Source organism: Desulfitibacter alkalitolerans DSM 16504, from assembly GCF_000620305.1.
GTDB classification, from domain to species: domain Bacteria; phylum Bacillota; class DSM-16504; order Desulfitibacterales; family Desulfitibacteraceae; genus Desulfitibacter; species Desulfitibacter alkalitolerans.
Map to the genome: position 1 here is coordinate 123,043 of NZ_KK211103.1, position 23,621 is coordinate 146,663.

Here is a 23,621-nt window from a genome sequence, read left to right on the forward strand (position 1 = left end):
AATACCGGTAGATTGATAGTAAGATTTTATCTTTCTACCGATAAATATAGAAGCCGCTTGTAAAGCGGCTTCTATTGCATATTAAATCAATTCCAGTCCTAATGCCCCAGGTAAGCCTTGACTATACTCTCGTCTTTGCTCAGCACAGAGGCGTCACCATCCATTACAATTTTTCCAGTTTCCAGGACATATCCCCTATGGGCCAGTTTCAACGCTACCTTGGCATTTTGTTCTACAAGGAGTATGGTAGTTCCCTCTTCATTTATTGTCTTAATTATATTCATAATACCCTGAACTATAATTGGTGCAAGTCCCATTGAAGGCTCATCAAGAAGCAATACCTTAGGATTGACCATAAGTGCCCTGCCTATGGCCAGCATTTGCTGCTCTCCTCCAGATAAAAGGCCTCCCATCTGCTTCTGCCTATCTTTTAAAACTGGAAATAATTCAAAGGCATGCTCAATTCTCTTTTTTCTCTCTTTATCATCTCTCAGTGTAAAGGAGCCTAATTCTAAATTTTCAAGAACAGTTAATTCTTTAAAAATTCTACGTCCCTCGGGAACATGAATTACACCCATTTCCACAATTTTATGGGGCTCCACCTTGGTTATGTCTAACCCCATGAACTTAACTGCACCGGAACAAGCCGACACCAGACTAGATATGGTCTTGAGAGTAGTACTTTTCCCAGCACCATTTGCTCCGAGGAGGGTGACAATCTCACCTTTACGTACCTCCAGGTTTATTCCCTTAAGGGCATATATCTGCCCATATCTAGTTTCAAGGTTTTCTAGAGAAAGAATTACATCACTCATACTGCGTCTTCCTCCTCTTTCCCCAGGTAGGCCTCAATTACCCTGGGATTATTTTGTACTTCCTCTGCTGTACCTTCTGCTATTTTTACTCCGTAGTCAAGAACAAATATTTTCTCTGATATTTTCATTACAAGACCCATGTCATGCTCTATCAAAAATACCGTTATCTTTCTTTCATCCCGAATTCTTATAATTAACTCTATTAACTGTTCCTTTTCATCATTGTTTAATCCTGCTGCAGGCTCATCAAGAAGTAAAAGCTTTGGTTGAGTAGCCAAGGCTCTAGCCCACTCAATTCTCCTCTGGTCACCATAAGGCAAATTTTTTGCGATCCTGTCCTTTTTGTTAATAATTCCAACAAAATCAAGGCACTCTTCTGCGACCTCCCTAATCTTCTTTTCCTCGTGTTTTTGCTGGGGTGTTCTAAAGATTGCTCCAAATGCCCCTGCACTTCCCCGGCAGTGCATTCCCGACATAACATTTTCCAAAACAGTTAAATTTTTAAATAATCGTAAATTTTGGAAGGTTCGTGCCATACCCATGTGGGTGATTTTATGGGGTTTTTTGTACATGATACTTTGCCCTTCAAAAAGAATATCCCCAGAATTAGGCTTATAAAAACCTGTTAAACAGTTAAACGCAGAGGTTTTTCCTGCTCCATTTGGACCTATCAAGCTCTTAATGGAGCCAGGTTCTATTACAAATGATAACTTGTTTATTGCAGTTAAGCCACCGAAACTCAGCGTAATATCTTTTACTTCTAATAATGCCATAGCTCATCACGCCCTTTCAAGTTCGTCGATCCGGCCAGATTCCCTGGGGACGGTATATCATAATCAACAGCAAGATAATAGCAAAAATCAGCATTCTGTATTGTCCAATTCCCCTGAACACCTCTGGGAAAATGGTCACAATTAAGGCGCCAAGAACAACACCTGGGATTTTACCCATACCACCAAGGATTACTGCCAAAAGAATCATTACTGAATGAATAAACATAAAGGATTCTGGTGAAATTGCAGTCATTTTCACGGCCATAAAGGAGCCTGCAATGGCACCAAAAACTGAGCCAATAATAAAGGCATAAAGTCTAGCTGCTACCACATTTATACCCATGGCCTCAGCAGCATCCTCATCCTCCCGAATGTACTGCCATGCCCTTCCAAGACGTGAATAATATAATCTATATGAAACAATTATTGCTATTACAGCTAATATAAAGAACATGTAATAAAAGTGACTAATCTGATTAAGGGTAATGCCGAATAAGACCGGTCTTTCTATACCAATTAGTCCACTAGCACCACCTGTAATTTCAAGGTTCCTGGCAGCCAGCCTTGTTATTTCTCCAAAACCCAGGGTGACTATTGCCAAATAGTCACTTCTAAGTCTAAGTGTTGGACCACCAATCATCAATCCTGCGATTATGGCAGCCAGAGCACTAAAGGGCAGGGTCAACCAAAAGCTCATACCAAACTGGGCACTTAAGATGCCAGTTGTATAGGCGCCTACTGCAAAAAAAGCAGCATAGCCCAAGCTAAGAAGCCCTGCAAATCCAACAATGATATTTAGTCCCAAACAAACTACTATATAAAACCAGGCATTGGTCATTACCTCCTGGGTATATCTGCTGGTGGTTTGAGGCAGATATAGAGCCACTAAAACTACCAAAATTATGAAACCATAACGTACAACAGGTTTATCAAAAAGCCCATAGAGGTTGTCTATTAATTTATTAAAGGGATTATTATTCTTGAGGCCTTGTTGCTGTGCTTTTTGCAAAGCAGATTCTTTTCCCGCCATTGTATCTACATCCTTTCACTTTCTTTTTTGCCTAATAAACCTGTAGGCTTGAATATGAGAATCAAGATGAGGATGCCGAAGGAGAATACATCCTTCCATTCAGAACCAATAAAAGGAATCTGAGTTCCAAAGGCCTCTAATAATCCTAATAGTATTCCGCCAAGCATTGCACCTGGAATAATACCAATACCACCAATAACTGCCGCGGTAAAAGCTTTAATGCCTATAATAAAACCCATAAAAAAATGAATGCTTCCATAATATACCCCCGCCATTATTCCCGCCGCTGCTGCCAGGGACGAACCTACAAAAAATGTAAGGGCAATCATTTTATGAACATTTATACCCATGAGGCGACAGCAGTCATGATCAAGGGCAATGGCCCTCATTGCTTTTCCGTACATTGTCCTTGTAATGAACATATGAAGTATAAACATAAGGACAAAAGCCGAAATTATTAAAATCAGCTGGGTCTGAGTAATATAAACACTACCTAGAGAAAAGCCTTCATATCCAAGACCAGTTCTAAATGGTCTATATTGACCCCCTGTAATAATCATGGTTGAGTTGTATAAAATCATAGATACAGCCAAGGCAGTAATCAAAATTGAAAGCCTTGGTGCAGCAAGCATGGGTCTATAAGCAACCCTTTGTATTAAAACACCTAATAATCCCACAATTATCATGGTAATAATCATTGCAATCATAATACCGAGCCACTGATTTCCTATTACAGTAGCTCCTAAAACACCTAAAATGGATAAGCCAACAAACGCACCAACCATATAGATGTCTGCATGGGCGAAGTTTAGTAGTTTTATAATTCCATAAACCATTGAATATCCAAGGGCTACAAGTCCATAAAAGGAACCCAAAAGTAGTCCATTAAAAAGCTGTTGAAGAAATATTTCCTGAAAAGACATACCCTCACCCTTTCTCATATTAAAGTAGAAGGTGCAGGTCAAGTATTGATTACTTGACCTGCACTAAGCCATATATTTATTATTCTGCTAGAACCCACTTGCCACCTTCAGCTTTTAAGATAACAAAGTTACTTTCAACCAATGTCTTTTCAGGTGTAAAGCTAACTGGACCTGCTAAAGTTGGGAAATTGTCAGTAGCATCAAGTGCTTGACGAATTGCATCTGTATCAAAGCTTCCAGCCTGCTCAATGGCATGAGCCAGTAAACGCATTCCATCATAGGATAATCCAGCATAGGGACCAGGCTGTTGATTAAACCTGCTTACATAGGTATTAATAAACTCTTGTGCCTGGGGCAAAAAGTCAACTACTGGAGGTGCAGTGCAATATACACCTTCTGATGCTGACCCTGCAAGCTCTAAAAGCTGTACTGAACTGGAGCCGTCACTAACAATAATTTCACCCTGATATCCACCCTGACGCAGCTGTCTAATTAGTGGAGCACCTTCAGCATGATATGCAGTCCAATAAACACCATCTGGATTTGCAGATCTGATTTTTGTTACAAGGGCTGAGAAATCCTGCTCTCCCCTATTGACAACATCATAAGTAACAACTTGCTTGCCCTTTGCTTCCCATGCTTTTTTGGTCAAGTCTGCTAGATCAGCTGAGAAACCATCTCCCATATGAATTAATGAGATTGTTTCTACTCCCAGGTGCTCAAACCACTCTACCGCCTTGGCAGCCTGGTGGAAACCAGTGCCGTTGATCTGGAAGGACCAGCCTGGATTTTCCTCAGCAATTCTAGTTGAGTTAGCTGCAGGGATAACCATTGGTATTTTAGCATCCCCATAAATCTTTAGTGTAGGAAGGGTTGCCCCTGAGCAATATCCACCTACTACAGCCACAACCTCTTCAGAAACAAGCTTACTTGCCGCTGCAGCAGCCATCTGTGGATCACAACCGTCATCGCCTACTGTCAGCTTAATCTCTTTACCGAGAATTCCCCCTGCTGCATTAATTTCATCTGCAGCAATTTGAATAGCATTTACCATGTCCTGTCCATAAGTAGCCTCACCGCCTGTTGTTGGCACCATAATGCCTATCAGAACCTCTCCATCAAATTTCACTTCTTCACCTGGAGCTGGATCAGCAGGCTTTGGCTGCTCAGCCTTCTGTCCACATCCTACAATGGCTAAAGCTAATACTGCAACAACTAGTAATAAAACCCATTGTTTTTTAATCTTCACAAACACAACCTCCTCTTTAGTGTTTTTTCTATCCTCAACTCCCTGTAATCCTAAACCCTTCAGGCAAAGGATCCTGGGGGTCAAGCACCAACTGGTTAAACCCCATAATTTGGGCTGTCCCACATACTTCAGGTATTACTGCATCTAGACCTGCTACCGCTGTAAAATCTACTATAAGCCCTTCAAATTCAGTATCAATTATGCTCTTATTTTTTAAAGTAAATCCCTTCTGCAGCAAACCCTTTTTATGTAAAAGAGCTACCCTTGCAGATGTACCTGTACCTGTGGGTGACCTGTCAATCTGTGCATCAGCAAAAATTGTTACATTTTTGGATACAAGATTACCTGAAGTGTCACTGGCAACTTCCTCAGTAATAATAGTACCATATATGCCATGGAGCTCGGGCTCTAAAGGATGAACAATTTCCATCTGCTCCATTATCTTATATTTAATTTCCATGCCCAACTTAACAAGTATATCGGACTGCTGGGGTATTACTTTAACCCCGAGCTGGCCAGCATCAACAAAAACATAGAAAGCTCCACCAAAGACTATATCTACAATTACCTCTCCTATACCTTCCACCGGCACTCTAATATTCTCTGCATATACAAAGGAAGGGACATTATGAAAACTAACCTTTTCAACCTTTTTGGCTTTTAGATGGGCAAAAGAAGTAATCCTTCCTGCGGGAGCATCAATTTTTATTGTCAGCTTTTCTTCATCTCCTGCTTCTACCATTCCCGTTTCCACAGCAACCTTGGTTACCGCAATAATTCCATGGCCGCACATGGTGCTATAGCCTTCATTATGCATGAACAAAACGCCAAAATCTCCATCCTCTGTTGTGGGCGGCGTGATTAAACAGCCGTACATACCACTATGACCCCTGGGTTCAAGCATAATAAGTTTACGCAGGTGATCATAGCGTTCACTTATAAAGCGCCTTTTTTCTAAAATGGTTTTGCCCTGTATTGGCGGATAACCTGAAGTAATTATTCTTAATGGTTCACCCGCGGTATGAGCATCAATTGTGCTGATAATCCGGGAAAACTCCATTATGTCTATCCCCCTCGTTACTGTCAGTTATTTGTACAGCCACATTCCATTATACAACTTATCAATACTATTTCAAAGAACCAATTCTTGTCCTATTCCCTTCTCTAAAGCCTTTGCATATATTACTCCGGCAGCGGCCAGGTCAAAAAGTGCCATACCCACAGATTTAAAAAAGGTGGTTTTGTTTTTCACAGCATCCCCTGCTCCACCAGCCTTTATTAAACTTCCCAGGGTATGCACCTGATTCGGGGCTACCCATTTCTGTACCAGAGGATACAGGACATCCCCCGATTCTTTTGCGGCATGCTCAGTATCTACATACACACTATCAATCAACTCATACAAGGCTTTAGGAAACTCTCTATTCTCTGGCTTAAATGAACCAATCCCAACAAAATGCCTGCCCTCTAGAAGTGTCTTGTCATCAGGCAATACTGGATTTGCAGCAGTTGTAGAAGTAACTACCACCTGGGACTGTGCCAGCAATTCTTCCACGTTGTTTGCAATACTGACCATAACATCAGGAAGTTTTTCCCTGATTTTCCGGGCCAGAACTTGACTGGCTTCCTGATAAATATCGTAAATAGCAATAGATTGTAATTTCCTAATAACTGCTGTTGACATCACCTGATAAAATGCCTGCACCCCGGCACCAATAATACCTAACTGGGAGACATTTTCTGGGGCTAAATGCTTGACGCTAACTGCTCCTACAGCCCCTGTTCTTAGTGCAGTCAAAACCTGACCATTTATCAAGGCCAATGGGCTGCCAGTATCTAAATCATTTAGTATGACAACCCCATTAATAACTGGAAACCCTGTACCCCTGTTGCCGGGATATACTGTAACAAGTTTTGTCCCAAAATATTCCCTGCCAAAGCAGGGCATTAGCAAAAGGGTATTTGGGCCATGGTCAATATGCATCCTGTTTGGCATATGGAAATCCTTCTGCTCATAAACTATAAAACTCTCCTCAATTGCATTTACAATATCAGAGTATGATACACACTTGAGAATGTCCCTTTCAGATAATACAAGCATTTTTAGTACCCCTCTTAAAAGATATTAAGAATATTCACATTATATGAATTTCTGTTCTAGCTTTAATACTGCTGTAGACAGTTCTAGACATTTATCCATTTAAATCTGTAAATACTGCATACTGTGATACTAATATTCTATGGAAAAAGATTTTTTCCTCTTTTGTCCCTGAATTTTTATATAACTATCATAAAAAATTATACCAGCTAGTACAGCTATAGAAAAGTCCCTGGCAACATGGTAGATGCCAACCACTTCTTCACCTCTGAAACCAAAGCATCCACATCCAAACGGCAGAAACTGGCCATAATTTATTACCATTAACACAAAAAAGAAAATTGACATTGCAAAAAGCAAGCCGCTGCTGTACAAAACATTCCAGTTAAAGAACAAAGAAAGTGCTGCAAGTATCTGGACCCATGGAACTACAATGGCTATTATCAAGGCTAAAAGGTCAGGCATGGAAAAGTAGTTTTGAATAACTGCTTTAAAAAGCATGGGTTCAAATATTTTACTGGCCCCAGCATATAGAAAAATAAATCCTAAAATATACTTCAAAATTTTAACAATTAAATTAAAATCACCTAACCTTGAAAAACTCAGCATATGTTTCAGTCCTTTCAGGTGAGCCGGCAATTCCCCCGGTCATTATCCCATTTTCAAAACGCAGTATGACAGGCACACCTGGGAGATTATACTGCTGCTTATAACCGCTGAACAATTCTGGATACTCCGTAATATTAATCTTTACAAGTTTAATCTGTTTTCCTTGTATTGCCTGGATAATTTTAGGCTCGGCAGATTTACACTCTGTACAGGCAGGTGAAAAAAAATATACATAAAAAGCCTTCTCCTGCACAAGCATCTGCTCAAACTCCACATCAGTAATTTCACTATCCTTAAGATCCCTTACCTGCTGGACCTGCATGTAATATATAGTTGAAGACATGATAATTCCAATCACAAAGATACCTATAAGTATTTTTTTCACATTATCATCTCCATTTATATGTTCTAGGATAATTCAAGATGCCCCTGACTGATTTTCACATATTTAGCCTGGGATAGCAATTGAAAATCCTCTTCAGATATACTTAATAAGGGCAGCTTCCATTCAAAGACTACCTGGGCTACTATAGAACCTACAGCTAATATTTTCTCACTGTCAATATTAATAATAGCCTTTGGAGCCAATCCCCGTCTAAGTGCCTCCAGAATAACTCCTGCCGTGCTGCTGGATCCCTTACCCCTTGGATATGCAAAGATCTTGTCCTTTAAGCATTGACCAAAGACATCACTTTTAGGATCTACAACAGTGCCTGTCTTAAAATCAAATCCACCAAAAAAGCTAAAACTCTGCTTTGAATAGATTAATTCTCCCTGGCATTGGCCGTCTACTATGGTAGTTGCGGCTATTATTTTTACCATTGTTAACCACCACCAGTACTATTTAACAAGTAAAGCGCCCTAAATTACATGCCTGTCTTAACATGTTAATCTAGAGCGCCATTGCTCATTGTTGTTTTTATATTATCACTAAAACACGCTTTTGAAAAGATTTTTATTCTGCTACCATATCTATGCATCTCTCCAGATTGGCAAATACAGCATTTAAACCTGTACGCCCGGGGATATAATGTGCATATTTTGCTGAGTTGGTTGCTGCATTTTGAAATTCCCAGCTTCCAAGGGAGGTGTTGATAAAACAGGTGTCTCTAAAGAATATTACCCCCTTTTCCTTTAGCTCATCAACCGTTCCCTTAAGGCTCAGCCATGAATAAACTGACCTGCTGGTATAAACCCACAGCTGTTTATTTTTTTTCACCCTTTTGTTGACCATTAGTTTTGCCAGCTCCAGTATTTCTGCTGCCGAAGCATGGGGGCAGCCAATAACTGCTGCATCCACATGGCAGGTACAAGTATTAGACAAGTTTCCTTCTGCTTCTAGAAGCATTTTTTGCGAGAGCTCATAAACTTCCAGGGGTTTTCTGCCCTGAAATGCAGCCTTTTCATCTAAAGCCTCTGGGGTTATTCCAGTCATATGAAACAGGGCAACTGCACCAGATGAGGCAATAGCCGCACAAAAAGCTTTTAAATGATCTCCTGAAACCCATGACGGAATTCCCTTTAGTACAGGTATCTTATCCTTTGCTATTTCCCCAGCCAAATAGCCCAGTACTGCAAAATTTTCTGTAGTGGGTTTTAAATCCAAATATGAGCAGTCAATGAGTATCTGACCTGCCCTGTTTTCCCTTTTATGGAGACCAAACTCAGGTACCCTTCCAACTACAGCACAGCAAATATCTGTATAATCCCCATACCTTTCAGTTCTTGCTCCTATAACAGAGTTTGCATAGACAATGGCATTGGATTCGGCCCAGGCTATCTGCTCACCAAACCTGGGAATCAATCCAAAATGGTAGGGGGCACATGTCCACGTTGGAACTGCTCCCATATTTAAATAGTGTTTTTCCAGCTGGCTGCTCTTTTCTGCAAAGGCAGGGTCAACCCCGTGTTCCCGCCAGTTATCAACATCACAGGAGGTGGCATTTAAGCTGGTGGGAATTGTCACCTTGGCTCCCAGCTGGTCCAGCTTCTCTGCAAATAAGAGGCCGGCTTCACCAACTGCAGCATATAAACATCCATCAATGTGAGCTTGTGAAACTGGAATTAAGCCATCTGCTCCATATAACTCTCCCAGCTTTACAATGATTTCCATGGCAAGTTGGGTTCCCCTGCCCTGCCTGCCCATGAGCATGTCTTCTTCAATCCTGGTCAAATGCATAATACCACATCCTGGCTGTCTGATTTAAGCATTACCCCAATAGGAAACAAAACTCTTAATTGTTTAACCTATTTTTTGAATACAAGCTGCACAAGTACTCTTACAGCCTCACCAATTACCCTTATATATGTGATAATATCCTGGGTATTTTCTTTAACAGCACTGGCAGTTTCCATGAGGTTTAGGTTTACCACATCCAACGACTTGTCTACTTTTTCAGTGGTGTTTTTTAATGTCTCGGAAATTGAATGAATATTACTAATTGAAGCGGGAATGGTTTCATCAAAAATATGCTTGTTCTTCTTTAGAGAAGTGGTAATTACGTTAATATTTTCCGAGGTTGCTGCAAAGTTGTCAATAGTTTTTTGAATCTTTTCATCATTCTTAACTATTCTATTATTAACTTCATTAAGCATTTTATTAAATTTAATTAAAGTAATAATCAAAAAAATGCTGGCAGCTGCTACTATACTAAAAACCAAAAATATCCCCAAATCTTGTAATGAAATGTACATGATTATTCGGCCTGCACAGTTTTTGCAGTCTTGCCGGTTTTTTCCTCAATGACACTTTTTGCGTCTTCTATTATGTCCTCAACAGCCTCCCCAGCAGCTTCCTTTTTGCCTTTTATTTGCTCAAGCTTTTCACTAATTACTTCCTTGCTTTCTTCTATTAATTCTTTGCCTTCCTCTATTACTTCCTTTGCTTTATTTTTTATGTCCTCTCTAGTTTCCTTACCAGACTTTGGAGCTAACAGTACCCCTGCAGCAGCCCCAATGGCAGTACCTATTGCTAATCCTGCACCTACTTTTTTTGCTGTATCCTTTCTTTCTTCCTTTTTCTTTTCAGCTTTTAACTTCTCTAAATAATCCTTCAGCATTATACATACCCCCTTAGATTTGTTAACCCTTATATTATTAAAAGTTTAACAAAGATGGGGTGGTTTGTCATTGGTATTATGCAATAGTTCAAGATTTATTCACAATTTCTTCACATTCGCGTCCTGTTTATTATCCCACGCTTTACTGGGGGAAGCATGTAAATACTAACTATAATTAAAACCACACTTAACACTGCATAAGAGATGGTATAAATTTTCCATGGATTATAAGGAAATTCTCCCCCAAACCCCATTTCAAAAATGCTCACCATTACTATTACAGGGTTCAAGCTCCTTAAGATCCATACACTTCCAGGTGTTTCATACATAATATATGGATGTACCTGGGTATCAGGATAGCTGCCGGGTTTTTCTGCAGCCGCAGTTGTGGTTTCTGTGGTCATCCTTTGGATTTCCATATGATAATTGTTTCTGGCATACTGGTCTATAAGTTCTGCACCAAGGAAGGTAAATACCACCAGGGCAAATATTAATGCATAAGATATTACTGTGCTGATGGCAGTTTTACGTATCCAGGTGGATAAAAAAACCCCCACACTTCCAAAGAAAACCATATTTAAGAGATACAGTCCAAATACCCCTGCCAATTGTTTTGGTGCGATTCCCCCATATAATGTAACCACTGCATATACAGGTAATGTTGTTATCACCAGCAATAAAGTAAAGGATAGGGAAGATATAAGTTTGCTTAGGATAATTGAGGCTGGTGACAGACGGGTAGTTAACAGGATATTCAGGGTCTGCCTTTCCCTTTCACTGCTGATTACACCTGCAGACATGCCCGGCGTAACAAATGCTATCATAAATAACTGGAGCATGGAAAGCATGATGAAAAGCTCTCTGCTTCTATCTGGCTGAAAGGTTCCAACACCATGCCTGGTACTAAGATAGACAAAGGCAAGGGTAATGGCAACAACCGCTCCCAGGTAGAGGACAACCACCAAGGGTCCTCTAAAGGTACGAAAACGCTGCTTCAGCTCTTTAGTCAATACTGGACTTAAAAGACCCTCTTTTTTCATTGTGCCACCTCCTGGGTAATTTTCATGAACACATTTTCCAAATCTTCTTGTTCCGGATAAAAACCAGTTACAGGAAAACCATTTGTTACTAATTCCTTCAAGAGCCTATAGCTTTCTTGCTGTCCCCCAGTAATATATACTCGCAACCCATGGTCATCTCTTATTACATCATTAACAAGCTGATGTCTCTTGAGATAGTCAAATGTCTCCTGATGCTGCCCCAGGAGATTGATTCTAATTGTGCCCATGCCCTTTGCCTGAGAAAGTATATCCTTTACCTGTCCACTTGTAACCATTCGTCCATTTTCAATTATGCCTATAGTATCACACATGTCTGTTAGCTCATGGAGGATATGGGAACTTATTAAAATGGTCTTGCCCAGCTTTCCCAGCTCCTTTAGTATTTCCCTCATTTCTACCCTCGCCCTTGGATCAAGGCCGGAAGCCGGTTCATCTAGAATTAGAACCTGTGGGCTGTGCACCAGGCAGCGGGCTAGACCAAGCCTTTGCTTCATACCCCGTGAAAGGGTATCCACATAAACCCCTTCCTTTCCACTGAGGTTAACCAATTCAAGAAGGTCTATTATCAGTCCAGGCCTTTTGGAAGCTGGCACAAAATAGGCCTGTGCATAGAAATCCAAATACTCGTCAACCTTAAGATTATCATAGACACCAAAGAAATCCGGCATGTAGCCAATTATTTGCCTTACCTCTTCTGGCTGTTCGGTAACCTCGAAACCACCAACATAGGCCTTTCCCCTGGTTGGTGAAAGCAGGGTTGCCAAAATTGACATTGCAGTAGTTTTGCCTGCACCATTAGGGCCAATAAAACCAAATACTGACCCTTTATCTATGGTAAGATTCAAATCAACCAGGGCTTCAACCTCTTTATAATTCTTTGAAAGTCCAACAGTCTTAATCATATATCATACCTCCCCAGGACCTGAATGGCAGGCTCGGGAATAATTTCCCTGAATCCGCCTTCAACCACAATACCAAGTCTTAGTACCCCTTTTTCTGAAAGGTAAGAATGGGCATCCTCTTGAGTAATTATTGCTAGCTCTCCAGAACTTATTGAATCCCACTGATCTGTCTGCCAGTTGTATAGGCTATACTTCAAAGCAGGCGAAGGGACTATTGAGAAATTATGATAGATTTTTTCAATGTCAATATGCCCAATTTCAAAATCTACTGTAGTGGTGCCTTGAACAATAATTTCTCTTTCCCCCGGCTTATAATTGTACTCAACATTACTTTTATATACTGGTTTAAAGTGTCCCCAGGGAAAAAAGACCCTGTTTTCGTCTTGTAAATCAACTGTTACAACTTGATTAACAAGGTGCTTGGACCTATTTGTTGTATTGAGTCCGGTAATTTCAAATATTGTTAAATCATTCTCTGCCCAGCCGCTAATTGTAATATTCCAGAAGCCTGTATATGGAATATCTAGTGGGTTAGCAGACTTCCTAGCCACATCCTGATTCATTGGTGAGCGATTTTTTTTCTCATATTCCACCTGCATTAGTCTCTGCTGGGCTTGATTTAACATTCCCCGATGTGGACCAACACTACTTTCCCATTCTAAAAAGACCTCACCTGGTTTCCATTCAAGGTTTTCAGCAATGGTCACTTCACTTCCTGCAGGCCAATTTCCTATGGTTATACTCCTTGCTCCTGCTAATAACAGCGCGTCCTGTAAGTCCAATCCAGTATTATTTGTTAGGGTTCCCTTGAGTGCATTTCCATCTAATACCAGGTTCCCCTCAATGGCACCTAAGCCCTTGTGCTCACTGGTAAAGTATATATTTCGAATAGTCCAATACTCCACCCTGTTAAAGTTAACTATCTGTTCACCTGTTTCTTTTACATTAATTGTTGTATCCCTCACGCCCCTCATAACTGGAGCTGCATTGGTATTCCTGGATATTTCAAAGCTGTAGCTTCCTCCCCTGGGAACAATGGCTGCAGCGGCACCTTCTATAAATGCTGTTTGGGAATCTAGAATGTTTATATTAGATGCTATCTGGACAATTCCCTCTCCAGGTATTCTATTTTTGCCTGCTCCCATAATACCCAGGGTTAATACTATAGCTGCAGCTGGTATAACTATCCATGCAAGGTCTCTTCTGTCAAATCTTCTCAAAACAAGATACAGCACAGGTCCAATTAGCAGTACATATGCGGCCAGGATGCCGGCATAAACCACTAAATTTGGGGAAGCTATATCCTCAAAATAATTGGCTGCGTCCACATAGCTCCAGTAATTTCCCCAGGAGCTCATGTGGCTGATATGGGATCTCTTTACAAGCAATTCACTTTCCATCAATCCCCACCAGAGCTCTAGCTCTTCATCCCTGCCTAACCCTGAGCCTGTCATAAGATCAAAAGTGCTGGTAATGATTGCTCCCTCTCCAAGGGGCTGTCTATATAATAATGGGGTTTGGTTTTTCTCAAATAAGATTTGACCAGTGGCATCCCCCTGGGAAACAATCAGGATTCCTCCCCCGGCAGCCCAGCTCTTAAGCACTTCTTTGTGAGCAGTTGGGATTCCATCCAATGGACCGTCTAGTACAATTAAATCTATTGGTTTTAACGGCAGCAATTTTTCCGGCAAATCACCTGCCTCTATGGTTTTTGCAGTTACGATTCTTGGGTAATCTCCACGGCCAAGGGAATCCACAACAGGTTTATATATGTCCCCCCTTTCAGAAATGCCCATGACCAAAAGACCGTCTTGTATTTGCAGTCCTTCTAAAGGTGACCATGCCATGATTCTATTGTTGGCAATGAGATTAATCTGACTGTTATTTGCTACAACTTCACCAGGGAGTAAAAAGGTAACCTTTTTTGTTTCACCGGCAGGAACTTTAATGTCCATAAAGTAGTTAATATTATCCCGGTTACTCATGTGCTCCTTGGGTATTAATACGAGTCTGCCAGTGAGATCCGGTCCTTTATTCTCAACTATAACCTGGACCATAACCAGGCTGTTTATCTTGTAGACACCATTAAAGCCCGGCTTTGCTCTCATGGTTACATTGTTGTCTGCCACGGCAGCAGTGCCATATAAACTAATAAATAAAACAAGCAAAACAAATACAATAGTTTGCTTTCCCCTATTCATTACTCTATCCCCCCTGCTCTAACCCATACTAAAGCATTGTGATTGCTCTGGTTTCTTTCTACTATCAAGAAGGTACCATCTGGCGACCATTGTGGGTTATTGTCCTTGGTTGTGCTTCTCAATTCCCATATGACAGTATCCTTAAGCCCCATTGCTTCCCATTCTCTTAGCAGTTTGCTTTCATCCTCCGGACCAGGTCCAGGCAGCTGGGTAAGGTTTATCTTAAACCTACCTTCCAGATCTGCCACCCATATTTCCTGAACCCTCTGTTCTGATATGAGTAACGGGTTTCCCTCCGAGTCATAACTAAGGATTTTTTCCCAGCGTCTATCATTTACAAAAGCTAATTGATTTTTACTTGACCACCTGGGCTGACCCCCTAATCCCCACAAGGTTTCACTTTCTCCTTCTATTTCAACTACCCATATTTCTGCTTCATTATTATCATTATACCTCTGGACTGCCAGCTGCTTTCCATCTGGAGACCAGGCTGCATGTGAGCCCTGGGTAACAAACTCTGGGCCTTTATCCCCTTCAGTAATGTTCAATCTATATATTCCGTACTTGAAGTCTTCTCCATTCTTTTTGCCAACAGTAAAAACTAACTGTCCTCCATCTGGAGACCAAACTGGCTGGCCAAGGGTTCCGCCTGCTTGCGAGCGTAAAAGTAACTCCTTGTTAAAATTTTCTAAATGCACTAGGAATAAACTGGTTTTACCGCTAGACTCTGCAATCAATAAAAGCTGTTTTTCATCTGGTGACAAGGCAGCCTCCCTAAAAACCATTCCTATTTCTGGTGCCAGAACCTCCTTTCTGTCCTGACCATTATACTTCATCTCCCATACGCTTCCTCTAAATATAAAATAAAGCTTGCCTTTTGAACCTATGGTGACACTAAAGTTTTTACTTCCCAAGCTGTCAGAGAATATTTCCCGCTCTTCTCTTTGAAAGGGTTGGTCAACCATGGATGATTCATCCACTGCAGAGGAGTAGAGAATGGCTGCAATGACAATCACAAAGGGAATTAAAAACAGCATCCACTGAAACAGCTGCACTCGTTTTTCTTTTTTGGCCACTTCCTCCTGGAATTTACTTTTCATGGGAGAAATAAACCCTTGTGTACTGGTGTCCTTTACAGGTGGTCCATGTTTTAAAAATTTTTGCCTTAATTCTTCCTTTAAATCATAATTGACAGGGACCCTTTCCCTTACCTTTCTCATTCTAAGAAGCAGGCTTGTCATCTCTGGGTCTCTTTCTAAAATTTCTTTATGATGCTGGATATCAATAACCTTATCCTTGCCCTTGTATCCCTTGTTAATATCACCCATTTAATCCACCTCCCCTTGTTTATGCCAGAGGGTTCTTAGTCTTTGCAGGGCTCTGTAGCCCATTGTTTTTACTGTAGAATCCTTTTTACCTAATACCTGTGCAATATGCTGATATTTCAAGTCACCAAAATACCTGAGCAGCAGTACATCGCGCTGCTCCTGGGACAGCTGCTCCATGCATCTCTTTAATTCAATGATTTCCTCATCAGCAAGGGCAGTTTCCTCTGGTTGCTCCCTTTTATCTGCTAATAAAGCATGTTCATCCAGGGGTAAATGGTCCCTCCTCTTGCGAAGGTAATCAACGTATGTAGTATGGGCTATCCTGAATATCCAGGCTCCTGCCTTCTCAGGATTTCGACACTGATGAAAGTTTTCAAAGGCCTTTGTAAAAACCTGGGCAGTTAAATCATCTGCATCCCAGGTATTACGAACACGATAGCGGAGATATCTGTTAACCTTATCAAAGTATATATCGTAAACCTCTACAAATGACTTGCTGTTGTTTTCAGTGGCATTATGGGCAATGTCTTGTGCCTTATCCATTTTCTACACCTCTTTGTTTTTCTCAGGCTTTGCTCAAGGTATGCTCTATTTATAAAGACGGATTTTCATTAAAAAAGTTACACCCAGCATATCACACTTATTATTAAGGCTGCTACTTAAGACTTAATGGCAGACATGGCAAGTTATTACAAATAGCATCAAGAAACCCTCCCAAGGATTTATTCCAAGGCAAACAAGGGAAAAGGGCAGCACAAAAAACCTTATCCTATGAAGATAAGGTTTAAAAAAGACAAAGTTTCTCTATTTTATAGCTTCCCTTAGGTCCAAGGCAGCTTTATAAGGGTTTCCTGATGCCATGATATATGACATTACTGCAACGCCATGGGCACCTGCATCAAGTGCTTCCCTTGCATTAAGGGGACAGATTCCTCCCAGGGCTATCAAGGGAATGTTAACTAATGGCCTTATTTTCCTGAGCAGACCAGGGCCCCCTGGCTCCAGGCCTTTCTTGCAGTCTGTTTTGAAAATATGCCCTGCAAGAAGATAACTAGCCCCATTTTCCTGGGCCAGGACAGCTTCCTCAACACTATGAATAGATACGCCTATTTCACCTTTAAAGGCATGCTGTTTTTTCATAAAATCTGAGAACCCAAGATGCAGGCCATCTGCTCCACTATCTGCTGCAGCCTGCCAATTGCTGTGGACAATAAGGCTGATATTCCTGTCTTTAACAATTTCCCTGATTTTGAGGGCCATGGGCATTAGAGATTTATATGGAAGGTCTTTTTCCCTTAGTATTATTCCATCAATACCCCCTTCCACAGCCCCTTGAATTACATCATAGAATGTGCCTGTTTTAACCAATCTCCTGTTGCTGATTAAAAATAATTTCCTGGCTTTCATTTATATATCCATCCAGTCCTTAAATATGGGTTGAAAACCCTTGGCCTGGATTGCCTGTCTAATCTCTGCAACACTTCTTACATCGGATATTTCAAACTGACCCTCACCTGTGGTCTCACCCTTGTGGCCTCCTACCTCAGTTGACACTCCTGCTGACATTTTTGTAACCCCCAGGGGGATGAGCTGGTCCCTAAAACCCTGTCTTTCCCTTGTTGAAATGGAAATACCTACATGGGGAAGAAATATTTTTAACCCAAGCATAATCTGTACAAACTCTCTATCGCCAACTGGGTATACATCTGTGTACCCACCAATGTATGGTCTTATTCGAGGTAGAGAAATGCTTATTTCTACATCAAGATATTTATTCTGCAGGTAATCTGCGTGGAGCCCTGTATAAAAAGCCTCCCTTCTCCAATGATTAAGACCCAGAAGGGCACCAATATTGACACTTCTCATTTTTGCCCTGCACGCTCTTTCAGGAGCATCAAGTCTAAAGTGGTAATCCCTTTTAGGTCCACCAGGATGAAGTTTATCATAAATTGCTTCATCATAGACCTCTTGATAAACTACAAGTCCATGAACACCTGCATTTATTACTTCTTTATATTCTTCTTCAGTTAAGGGATAAATCTCTATGGAAACAGCCTCAAAGTATTCTTTTAAAACCTTTACGGCATCTTTAATATAGCTTACTGGTGTCTGTGTCCTGGATTCCCCGGTAAGAACCAGGACATGCTTCAAGCCGGTTTTAGAAATTTCCCTGGCTTCTGCTTCTATTTCCTGCATGGTTAGTTTTTTTCGTGCAATGTTATTGGCTGCGTTGAAGCTACAGTACACACATTTATTTACACAGTGGTTGGAAATATAGATAGGTGTATAAAGCAAAATTGTTTTACCAAAATTCTGCAGGGAAAGCATATGGGCCCTTTGGGCCATCTGTTCTAGATAGACCTGGGCCTTAGGAGAAAGAAGGGCTAAAAAATCCCATGGTTCAAGCTTATCCTTGTCCAGTATCCTCCTTATATCATTGCCTTGTATTTTTTGAAAAAAATTGTCAAAGGAAAAATCTTTTATCTTAGAATACTCATTATAGAAACTCATGAAGCATCAACCTCATCTAAAAAACCTGTAAGGGGTGAAGATGGATTTGCAAGCTGACCCTGGGGACCTAATTTAGCATTATAGGCCAATCTTCCGGCCTTAACCGCTAGAGCAAAGGCTTCTGCCATGGCTATGGGATCCTTTGAGGTAGCTATGGCTGTATTGACCAGGACAGCCTCTGCCCCCATTTCCATGGCTTGTGCCGCATCTGATGGCTTACCAAGGCCGGCATCAACAATAATGGGCACGTCAATTTCATTAATCATTATTTGGATCAATTCCCCTGTTCTGATGCCCCTGTTTGTTCCAATTGGCGAACCCAGGGGCATAACTGCTGCTGCACCAGCCTCAACCATTCTCCTGGCAGACATAAGGTCAGGGCTCATGTAAGGCAAAACTACAAAGCCTTCCTTTGCTAGCATCTCCGTGGCCTTAATAGTCTCGAAATTGTCAGGCATCAGATATTTATTGTCAGATATTACTTCAATTTTCACCCAATTGCCGCAGCCCATAGCCCTGGCAAGCCTGGCTATTCTTACGGCCTCTTCAGCATTTCTAGCTCCTGAGGTATTGGGCAATAAGATGCAGCCTTTTGGTATATATTCTAGTATGTTATCTTCTTTATCATCTAGATTTACCCGCCTTAATGCCATTGTTATTACCTGTGTGCCGCATCTATTAATGACCTTGGGCATTATGCTGTTACTAGCATATTTTCCAGTTCCAATAAAAAGCCTGCTTTCCAGAGCAACTCCACCTATTGTTAACCTATCCATAAGCTCCTCCTTGTTTATCTATGTGAATTTGTTTCATACATCCTTTTCTCCCAGGATCAGCCGTAAAACTGTATTGGCCTGGTGATTGGCAGCTATTGCTACCCTGGGTGCCATTAGTCCACAGCCTGGTTTGGCCTCTGACACTCCATCACCAATAAGGTAAAAATAGTCACTTATTTTTTTTGTGATTATGGTATTGCTTGAAAAATATCCTGCCATTCCTGATGATGCTACTACATATTTCTTTGGAAACAGCTTTAAAGCCGCATTCACCAGTTCAGCCTTACATTTCGGATCATCAAAGGCTTCAACAATAATGTCTGCATTGGAAAAGCATTCTTGAACATTATCTGCATTAAGATAAGTATTTTTAGTCTCTAACTCTACAAAGGGGTTAACTTGCTGTATCAGCTCCCTTAATGCTTCTGTTTTTAACAATCCTATGTGGCTGATAAAATATTGCTGCCTGTTAAGATTGCTTGGTTCAACTACATCATAATCTACCAGTACAAGCTTACCTATACCTAACCTTGCAAGGGATATGGCTGTATTAGATCCCAGGCCCCCAAGACCAGCTATTCCCACAGCAGCCTTTTTCACCTTTGCAAACACGCCTGGAGTATGTCTTGCCATCAATAGTGCTTCCATTTCCCCTTGACTGGGAATTTCGCCCCTTTTAATAAAGACTAAACGGTCATTTTCCTTAAGCTTCCTATCTTCTTTTATGATAAAACCATTTAATACAACAATATCTGCATCTGATTTAAACATATCCCTTATTGTAAAGGCTGAAAGCTCGGGTTTTATGCTGGTAATCCTGTCATTAACAAAAATCTTCATTTAAACTTAGCCTCCCCCTACAAAGCTGACAATTTCAACCTTATCCCCTTCATGAAGAAGCATTTCTTGATAGTCTTCCTTTGCAATAATCTGCAGGTTTACTTCCACAACTACCTTTTCGTGACAGATGCCCAGCCTTTCCAAAAGCTGCAGTATTGTAGTTCCTGATGGTATATCCAGTGCTTTTCCATTGACCAGCATTTAAACTCCTCCTTTCCAGTACAAAGCCAAGATAATACAATATCTTCCACATTACTTTAAAGCATAATCTCCTAAACGCCAGAAAAGCTTACCCTAGGTAAGCTTTTAGTGTTTTTTGTTTAAAAAACATGACTTCCCTACGGTAGTATTAACTACATCAGGTTCAGAGGGTTAGGATTGCTCCTTCTCAGCCAGATGGCACCCCTAGTATTTTATTAAGTTTTTAACCTAGTTATAAGTATAAACTATTTGTTATTTCAAGGGAATAGAAATAATCATATTTTATTTTCTAGAAAACCAGACTATCCGGGTCAGGACCTACCCTTTCATTTTTATTTAAAGAATCTATCTTAGCCATATCTTCCATTGCAATTGCAAAATCATATATATGGGCATTTTCTCTAATGCGATGCTCCGAAACAGATTTCGGTATAGTTATAACTCCCTTTTGCAAATCCCATCTTAAAATTATTTGTGCAGGAGTTTTATTGTATTTTTTAGCTAAACTTACAATAACCTCATTATCAAGGATTTGTCCCCTCATCAAGGGACTCCAGGCCTCCAGCATTATATTGTGATCTGAGCAGTACTCGTGCAGCTCTTTTTGAGTAAGTCTTGGGTGATACTCAATCTGATTGACCATGGGAACTAGCTCATTTTTTGAAATTAAATCCTCTAGGTGATGGATTTGAAAGTTGCTTACTCCTATGGCACGAACATGACCTTCCCTGTAAAGCTTTTCAAGAGCTTTCCATGTGTCATTATACTTGTCTTTTCCCGGCCAATGAATTAGATACAGGTCTATATAATCCACAGCCAATTCTTTTCTGCTTTTTTCAAAAGCCTGCAATGTACTTTCATAACCCTGGTCACTATTCCAAACCTTTGTGGTAATGAAAACCTCCTCCCTTGGGATACCATATTCCCTGATAGCCTGGCCTACTCCCTTTTCGTTTTCATAAAAGGCAGCAGTATCTATACTTCTATACCCTACATCCAGGGCAGTTTTCACAGCCGACTTGACCTCTTCACCTTCTTTAGCTTTGTATACCCCCAGTCCAAACCAGGGCATTTTTACACCGTTGTACAGCCCTGCACAATCATGGATACTCCTAATCAATGCTTTCAACTCCTTTGGTATCTTTCACTTTATTTTATAATATCCTGCACTTTACCTTCAACTACCTTTATGAGGTCATCAACATTCATGGCTATTTGCACTCCTATTTTCCCGCCACTTACAATGATCTCCTTGGATGCCTCTGCCCTCATATCTATAAAGGTTTTGTAAAGCTTTTTCATCCCTATTGGCGAGCACCCTCCCCTGATGTAGCCGGTAAATTTTTGAATATCCCTGGAAGGTATCATTTCAATTTTCTTTTCGCCTGACGCTTTAGCTGCCTTTTTTAAGTCCAGTTCCTCCTGAACAGGAATAATAAAGACATATAAATTACTACTGCTGCCCTGGGCTACCAGGGTTTTATACACAACCTTTGGATCCTTTCCTATTTTCTCTGCAACAGAAATACCATCAATTTTTCCATCATTATTCTCATAAGAATATACCTTATAAGCAATTTTTCTGCTGTCAAGGATACGCATAGCATTTGTTTTTGAAGGTGCCATTTTTTTATAATTCCTTTCTAAAGCTTACCTGTTGTTATACCTGTTGTTTTATCTAAAAATGTCATAGAAGTTAAATATTCTTTATAGAGTGCTTTATATAGCTATCAGGCTGGTTTTTACTTGTTTGCTGCTGCCATATTGCTGGAAATCCTAGGGATGTTAATCTGCCTGGGTAGCATTCGTAATAATTAGCATATAGGGACACTGAGAATTATATTTCAAAGAGTATGTATTATATTCTAGAATTATTATATGATTGTCTGAAGGTTTACCAATTATAGTTTACCCAAAAAGGAAAAGGCCCTGAGCTTCCCCCACTCAAGGCACATTAATTAATCCCTATGCTCTATAAACCCCCTGGGCAGCCTCTAGGGCTCCCATTTTATCAATCTTTTGGCCCATACCTTCTAGAATATTACCCAGAGCAGTAAGAACAAGGATAACGTTGGCTTGGGTGCTGGCATAGCCCATGAGGCCAATTCTCCAGGCTTTGCCTTTAAAGTCTCCTAGTCCTCCTCCTATTTCCATACGGTACTGCTCCATTAACTGCTTCCTCACTTCTGCTTCATTTACTCCCTCTGGTGCATATACTGTTGTTAAGGGGGGCAGTCTGTACTCCTTGTCTACTATGAGCTTTAGACCCATGGCTTCTAAGCCTGCTACTAGTGCTCCATGGTTCTTTTTATGTCTTGCATATCTGTTTTCCAGGCCTTCTTCTAATATTATTCTCATGGTTTCATGGAAGGCATAGATCATGTTTATTGGGGCTGTGTGGTGGTAGACCCTTTCTTGTCCCCAGTACTGGGCTATCATTGTCAGGTCTAAATACCAGCTTTGTACTTTTGTTTTTCTTTCCTGCAGAACTTTATAGGCTCTTTCGCTAAAGGTTACTGGTGCTAGTCCCGGGGGACAGCTCAGGCATTTCTGGGTGCCGCTAAAGGCCAGGTCTACTCCGTTGTCGTCTATGTCTACTGGTACTCCACCCAGGGAGGTTACTGTGTCTGCTAGATACATCACGTCATATTCTTTACAGATGTCTGAGAGCTCTTTTAAGGGCTGCAATACTCCTGTGGAGGTTTCTGCATGTACGTCTGCAAAGAATTTGACTCCTGGGTTTTCTGAGAGGGCTTTTCTCACGTCTGCCGGGTCAAGGGGCTTGCCCCAGGGTGCTTTTACTTCTATTACTTGGGCTCCGCATCTTTTTGCCATGTCTACCATTCTCATGCCAAATACGCCTTTTACTCCAATGACTACTTTGTCTCCAGGTTCTAAGATGTTTACAAAGGTGGTTTCCATTCCGCTGCTGCCTGTTCCTGACATGGGCATGGTGAGCTGGTTCCTGGTGTTAAATACTACCCTTAGCATTTCCATACATTCATTCATTATCTTTAAGAAATCTGGGTCAAGGTGTCCTATTGTCGGTTCTGACATTGCCCGCAGTATCCTTGGGTCTACTGTGCTGGGTCCGGGGCCCATTAAAATCTTTTGTACTGGGTTTCTTGATGGTATTTCCATAATAAAAAACAGCTCCCTTCCTTTGGAAAATTCATTAATATTCAATGAAATTCCTTCTTGCCTATAATTATATATATTGGTAAGGTATAAGTATAATATATATA

The 23,621-nt window shown here is 40.8% G+C and carries 26 protein-coding genes and 1 riboswitch; all 26 genes read right to left on the minus strand.

Annotated elements, in window-relative coordinates; translation table 11 throughout:
• Positions 1 to 98: 98 nt before the first annotated feature.
• A complete protein-coding gene (locus K364_RS0117030) occupies positions 99 to 815 on the minus strand; it encodes an ABC transporter ATP-binding protein (RefSeq protein ID WP_028309018.1) in 717 nt (238 codons plus the stop codon).
• Positions 812 to 1,588, minus strand: a complete 777-nt coding sequence (locus K364_RS0117035) for an ABC transporter ATP-binding protein (RefSeq protein WP_028309019.1) — start codon at positions 1,586 to 1,588, stop codon at positions 812 to 814. The genes K364_RS0117030 and K364_RS0117035 overlap by 4 nt, the downstream gene beginning before the upstream one ends.
• A gap of 16 nt (positions 1,589 to 1,604) precedes the next feature.
• Positions 1,605 to 2,618: a branched-chain amino acid ABC transporter permease gene (locus tag K364_RS0117040; RefSeq protein WP_084296003.1), complete on the minus strand. Its 1,014-nt coding sequence runs from the start codon at positions 2,616 to 2,618 to the stop codon at positions 1,605 to 1,607.
• 5 nt (positions 2,619 to 2,623) lie between these two features.
• Positions 2,624 to 3,541 (minus strand): branched-chain amino acid ABC transporter permease, encoded by a 918-nt coding sequence (locus K364_RS0117045; protein WP_028309021.1) that lies wholly within the window; start codon positions 3,539 to 3,541, stop codon positions 2,624 to 2,626.
• A 79-nt stretch (positions 3,542 to 3,620) separates the two neighbouring features.
• Positions 3,621 to 4,790 carry a branched-chain amino acid ABC transporter substrate-binding protein gene (locus K364_RS0117050; protein WP_242841741.1) on the minus strand — a complete coding sequence of 390 codons (1,170 nt, stop codon included), beginning with the start codon at positions 4,788 to 4,790 and terminating at the stop codon, positions 3,621 to 3,623.
• A gap of 34 nt (positions 4,791 to 4,824) precedes the next feature.
• Positions 4,825 to 5,850 (minus strand): proline racemase family protein, encoded by a 1,026-nt coding sequence (locus K364_RS0117055; protein WP_028309023.1) that lies wholly within the window; start codon positions 5,848 to 5,850, stop codon positions 4,825 to 4,827.
• 72 nt (positions 5,851 to 5,922) lie between these two features.
• Positions 5,923 to 6,891, minus strand: a complete 969-nt coding sequence (locus K364_RS0117060) for an ornithine cyclodeaminase family protein (protein WP_028309024.1) — start codon at positions 6,889 to 6,891, stop codon at positions 5,923 to 5,925.
• A 129-nt stretch (positions 6,892 to 7,020) separates the two neighbouring features.
• Entirely contained in the window at positions 7,021 to 7,497 is a 477-nt protein-coding gene (locus K364_RS24620; RefSeq protein ID WP_051534173.1) for a MauE/DoxX family redox-associated membrane protein, read from the minus strand.
• A complete protein-coding gene (locus K364_RS0117070) occupies positions 7,472 to 7,882 on the minus strand; it encodes a thioredoxin family protein (RefSeq protein WP_028309025.1) in 411 nt (136 codons plus the stop codon). Before K364_RS0117070 ends, K364_RS24620 begins: the two co-directional genes overlap by 26 nt.
• Before the next feature lie 23 nt (positions 7,883 to 7,905).
• Positions 7,906 to 8,319 carry an aconitase X swivel domain-containing protein gene (locus tag K364_RS24625; protein WP_051534174.1) on the minus strand — a complete coding sequence of 138 codons (414 nt, stop codon included), beginning with the start codon at positions 8,317 to 8,319 and terminating at the stop codon, positions 7,906 to 7,908.
• 133 nt (positions 8,320 to 8,452) lie between these two features.
• Complete coding sequence (locus tag K364_RS0117080) at positions 8,453 to 9,676, minus strand: aconitase X catalytic domain-containing protein (protein ID WP_028309026.1); 1,224 nt, start codon at positions 9,674 to 9,676, stop codon at positions 8,453 to 8,455.
• A gap of 68 nt (positions 9,677 to 9,744) precedes the next feature.
• Positions 9,745 to 10,191 (minus strand): hypothetical protein, encoded by a 447-nt coding sequence (locus K364_RS0117085; protein WP_028309027.1) that lies wholly within the window; start codon positions 10,189 to 10,191, stop codon positions 9,745 to 9,747.
• 2 nt (positions 10,192 to 10,193) lie between these two features.
• Complete coding sequence (locus tag K364_RS24630; protein WP_242841742.1) at positions 10,194 to 10,556, minus strand: YtxH domain-containing protein; 363 nt, start codon at positions 10,554 to 10,556, stop codon at positions 10,194 to 10,196.
• A 110-nt stretch (positions 10,557 to 10,666) separates the two neighbouring features.
• Positions 10,667 to 11,596: an ABC transporter permease gene (locus tag K364_RS0117095; protein WP_028309028.1), complete on the minus strand. Its 930-nt coding sequence runs from the start codon at positions 11,594 to 11,596 to the stop codon at positions 10,667 to 10,669.
• A complete protein-coding gene (locus K364_RS0117100) occupies positions 11,593 to 12,519 on the minus strand; it encodes an ABC transporter ATP-binding protein (protein ID WP_028309029.1) in 927 nt (308 codons plus the stop codon). Before K364_RS0117100 ends, K364_RS0117095 begins: the two co-directional genes overlap by 4 nt.
• On the minus strand, positions 12,516 to 14,720 hold the full coding sequence (locus tag K364_RS0117105) for a hypothetical protein (RefSeq protein WP_028309030.1): 2,205 nt from the start codon (positions 14,718 to 14,720) through the stop codon (positions 12,516 to 12,518). Before K364_RS0117105 ends, K364_RS0117100 begins: the two co-directional genes overlap by 4 nt.
• Positions 14,720 to 16,048 (minus strand): TolB family protein, encoded by a 1,329-nt coding sequence (locus K364_RS0117110; RefSeq protein ID WP_028309031.1) that lies wholly within the window; start codon positions 16,046 to 16,048, stop codon positions 14,720 to 14,722. The genes K364_RS0117105 and K364_RS0117110 overlap by 1 nt, the downstream gene beginning before the upstream one ends.
• Positions 16,049 to 16,591, minus strand: a complete 543-nt coding sequence (locus K364_RS0117115; RefSeq protein ID WP_051534176.1) for an RNA polymerase sigma factor — start codon at positions 16,589 to 16,591, stop codon at positions 16,049 to 16,051.
• A 261-nt stretch (positions 16,592 to 16,852) separates the two neighbouring features.
• The gene (locus K364_RS0117120; RefSeq protein ID WP_028309033.1) at positions 16,853 to 17,455 is read right to left on the minus strand and encodes a thiamine phosphate synthase; all 603 of its coding nucleotides are present in this window, start codon (positions 17,453 to 17,455) and stop codon (positions 16,853 to 16,855) included.
• Positions 17,456 to 18,559 (minus strand): 2-iminoacetate synthase ThiH, encoded by a 1,104-nt coding sequence (gene thiH, locus K364_RS0117125; RefSeq protein WP_028309034.1) that lies wholly within the window; start codon positions 18,557 to 18,559, stop codon positions 17,456 to 17,458.
• Complete coding sequence (locus K364_RS0117130; RefSeq protein ID WP_028309035.1) at positions 18,556 to 19,335, minus strand: thiazole synthase; 780 nt, start codon at positions 19,333 to 19,335, stop codon at positions 18,556 to 18,558. Before K364_RS0117130 ends, thiH begins: the two co-directional genes overlap by 4 nt.
• Positions 19,336 to 19,368: 33 nt before the next feature.
• The gene (gene thiF, locus K364_RS0117135; protein WP_028309036.1) at positions 19,369 to 20,175 is read right to left on the minus strand and encodes a sulfur carrier protein ThiS adenylyltransferase ThiF; all 807 of its coding nucleotides are present in this window, start codon (positions 20,173 to 20,175) and stop codon (positions 19,369 to 19,371) included.
• 6 nt (positions 20,176 to 20,181) lie between these two features.
• Positions 20,182 to 20,376 carry a sulfur carrier protein ThiS gene (thiS, locus tag K364_RS0117140; protein WP_028309037.1) on the minus strand — a complete coding sequence of 65 codons (195 nt, stop codon included), beginning with the start codon at positions 20,374 to 20,376 and terminating at the stop codon, positions 20,182 to 20,184.
• Positions 20,377 to 20,493: 117 nt separating this feature from the next.
• Positions 20,494 to 20,592, minus strand: a riboswitch (TPP riboswitch).
• 73 nt (positions 20,593 to 20,665) lie between these two features.
• The gene (locus K364_RS0117145; protein ID WP_156946522.1) at positions 20,666 to 21,448 is read right to left on the minus strand and encodes an aldo/keto reductase; all 783 of its coding nucleotides are present in this window, start codon (positions 21,446 to 21,448) and stop codon (positions 20,666 to 20,668) included.
• A 77-nt stretch (positions 21,449 to 21,525) separates the two neighbouring features.
• Positions 21,526 to 22,002, minus strand: a complete 477-nt coding sequence (gene ybaK, locus K364_RS0117150) for a Cys-tRNA(Pro) deacylase (RefSeq protein WP_028309039.1) — start codon at positions 22,000 to 22,002, stop codon at positions 21,526 to 21,528.
• Between the two features lie 339 nt (positions 22,003 to 22,341).
• A complete protein-coding gene (locus K364_RS0117155; protein WP_242841743.1) occupies positions 22,342 to 23,562 on the minus strand; it encodes a pyridoxal-phosphate-dependent aminotransferase family protein in 1,221 nt (406 codons plus the stop codon).
• Between the last annotated feature and the right edge of the window lie 59 nt (positions 23,563 to 23,621).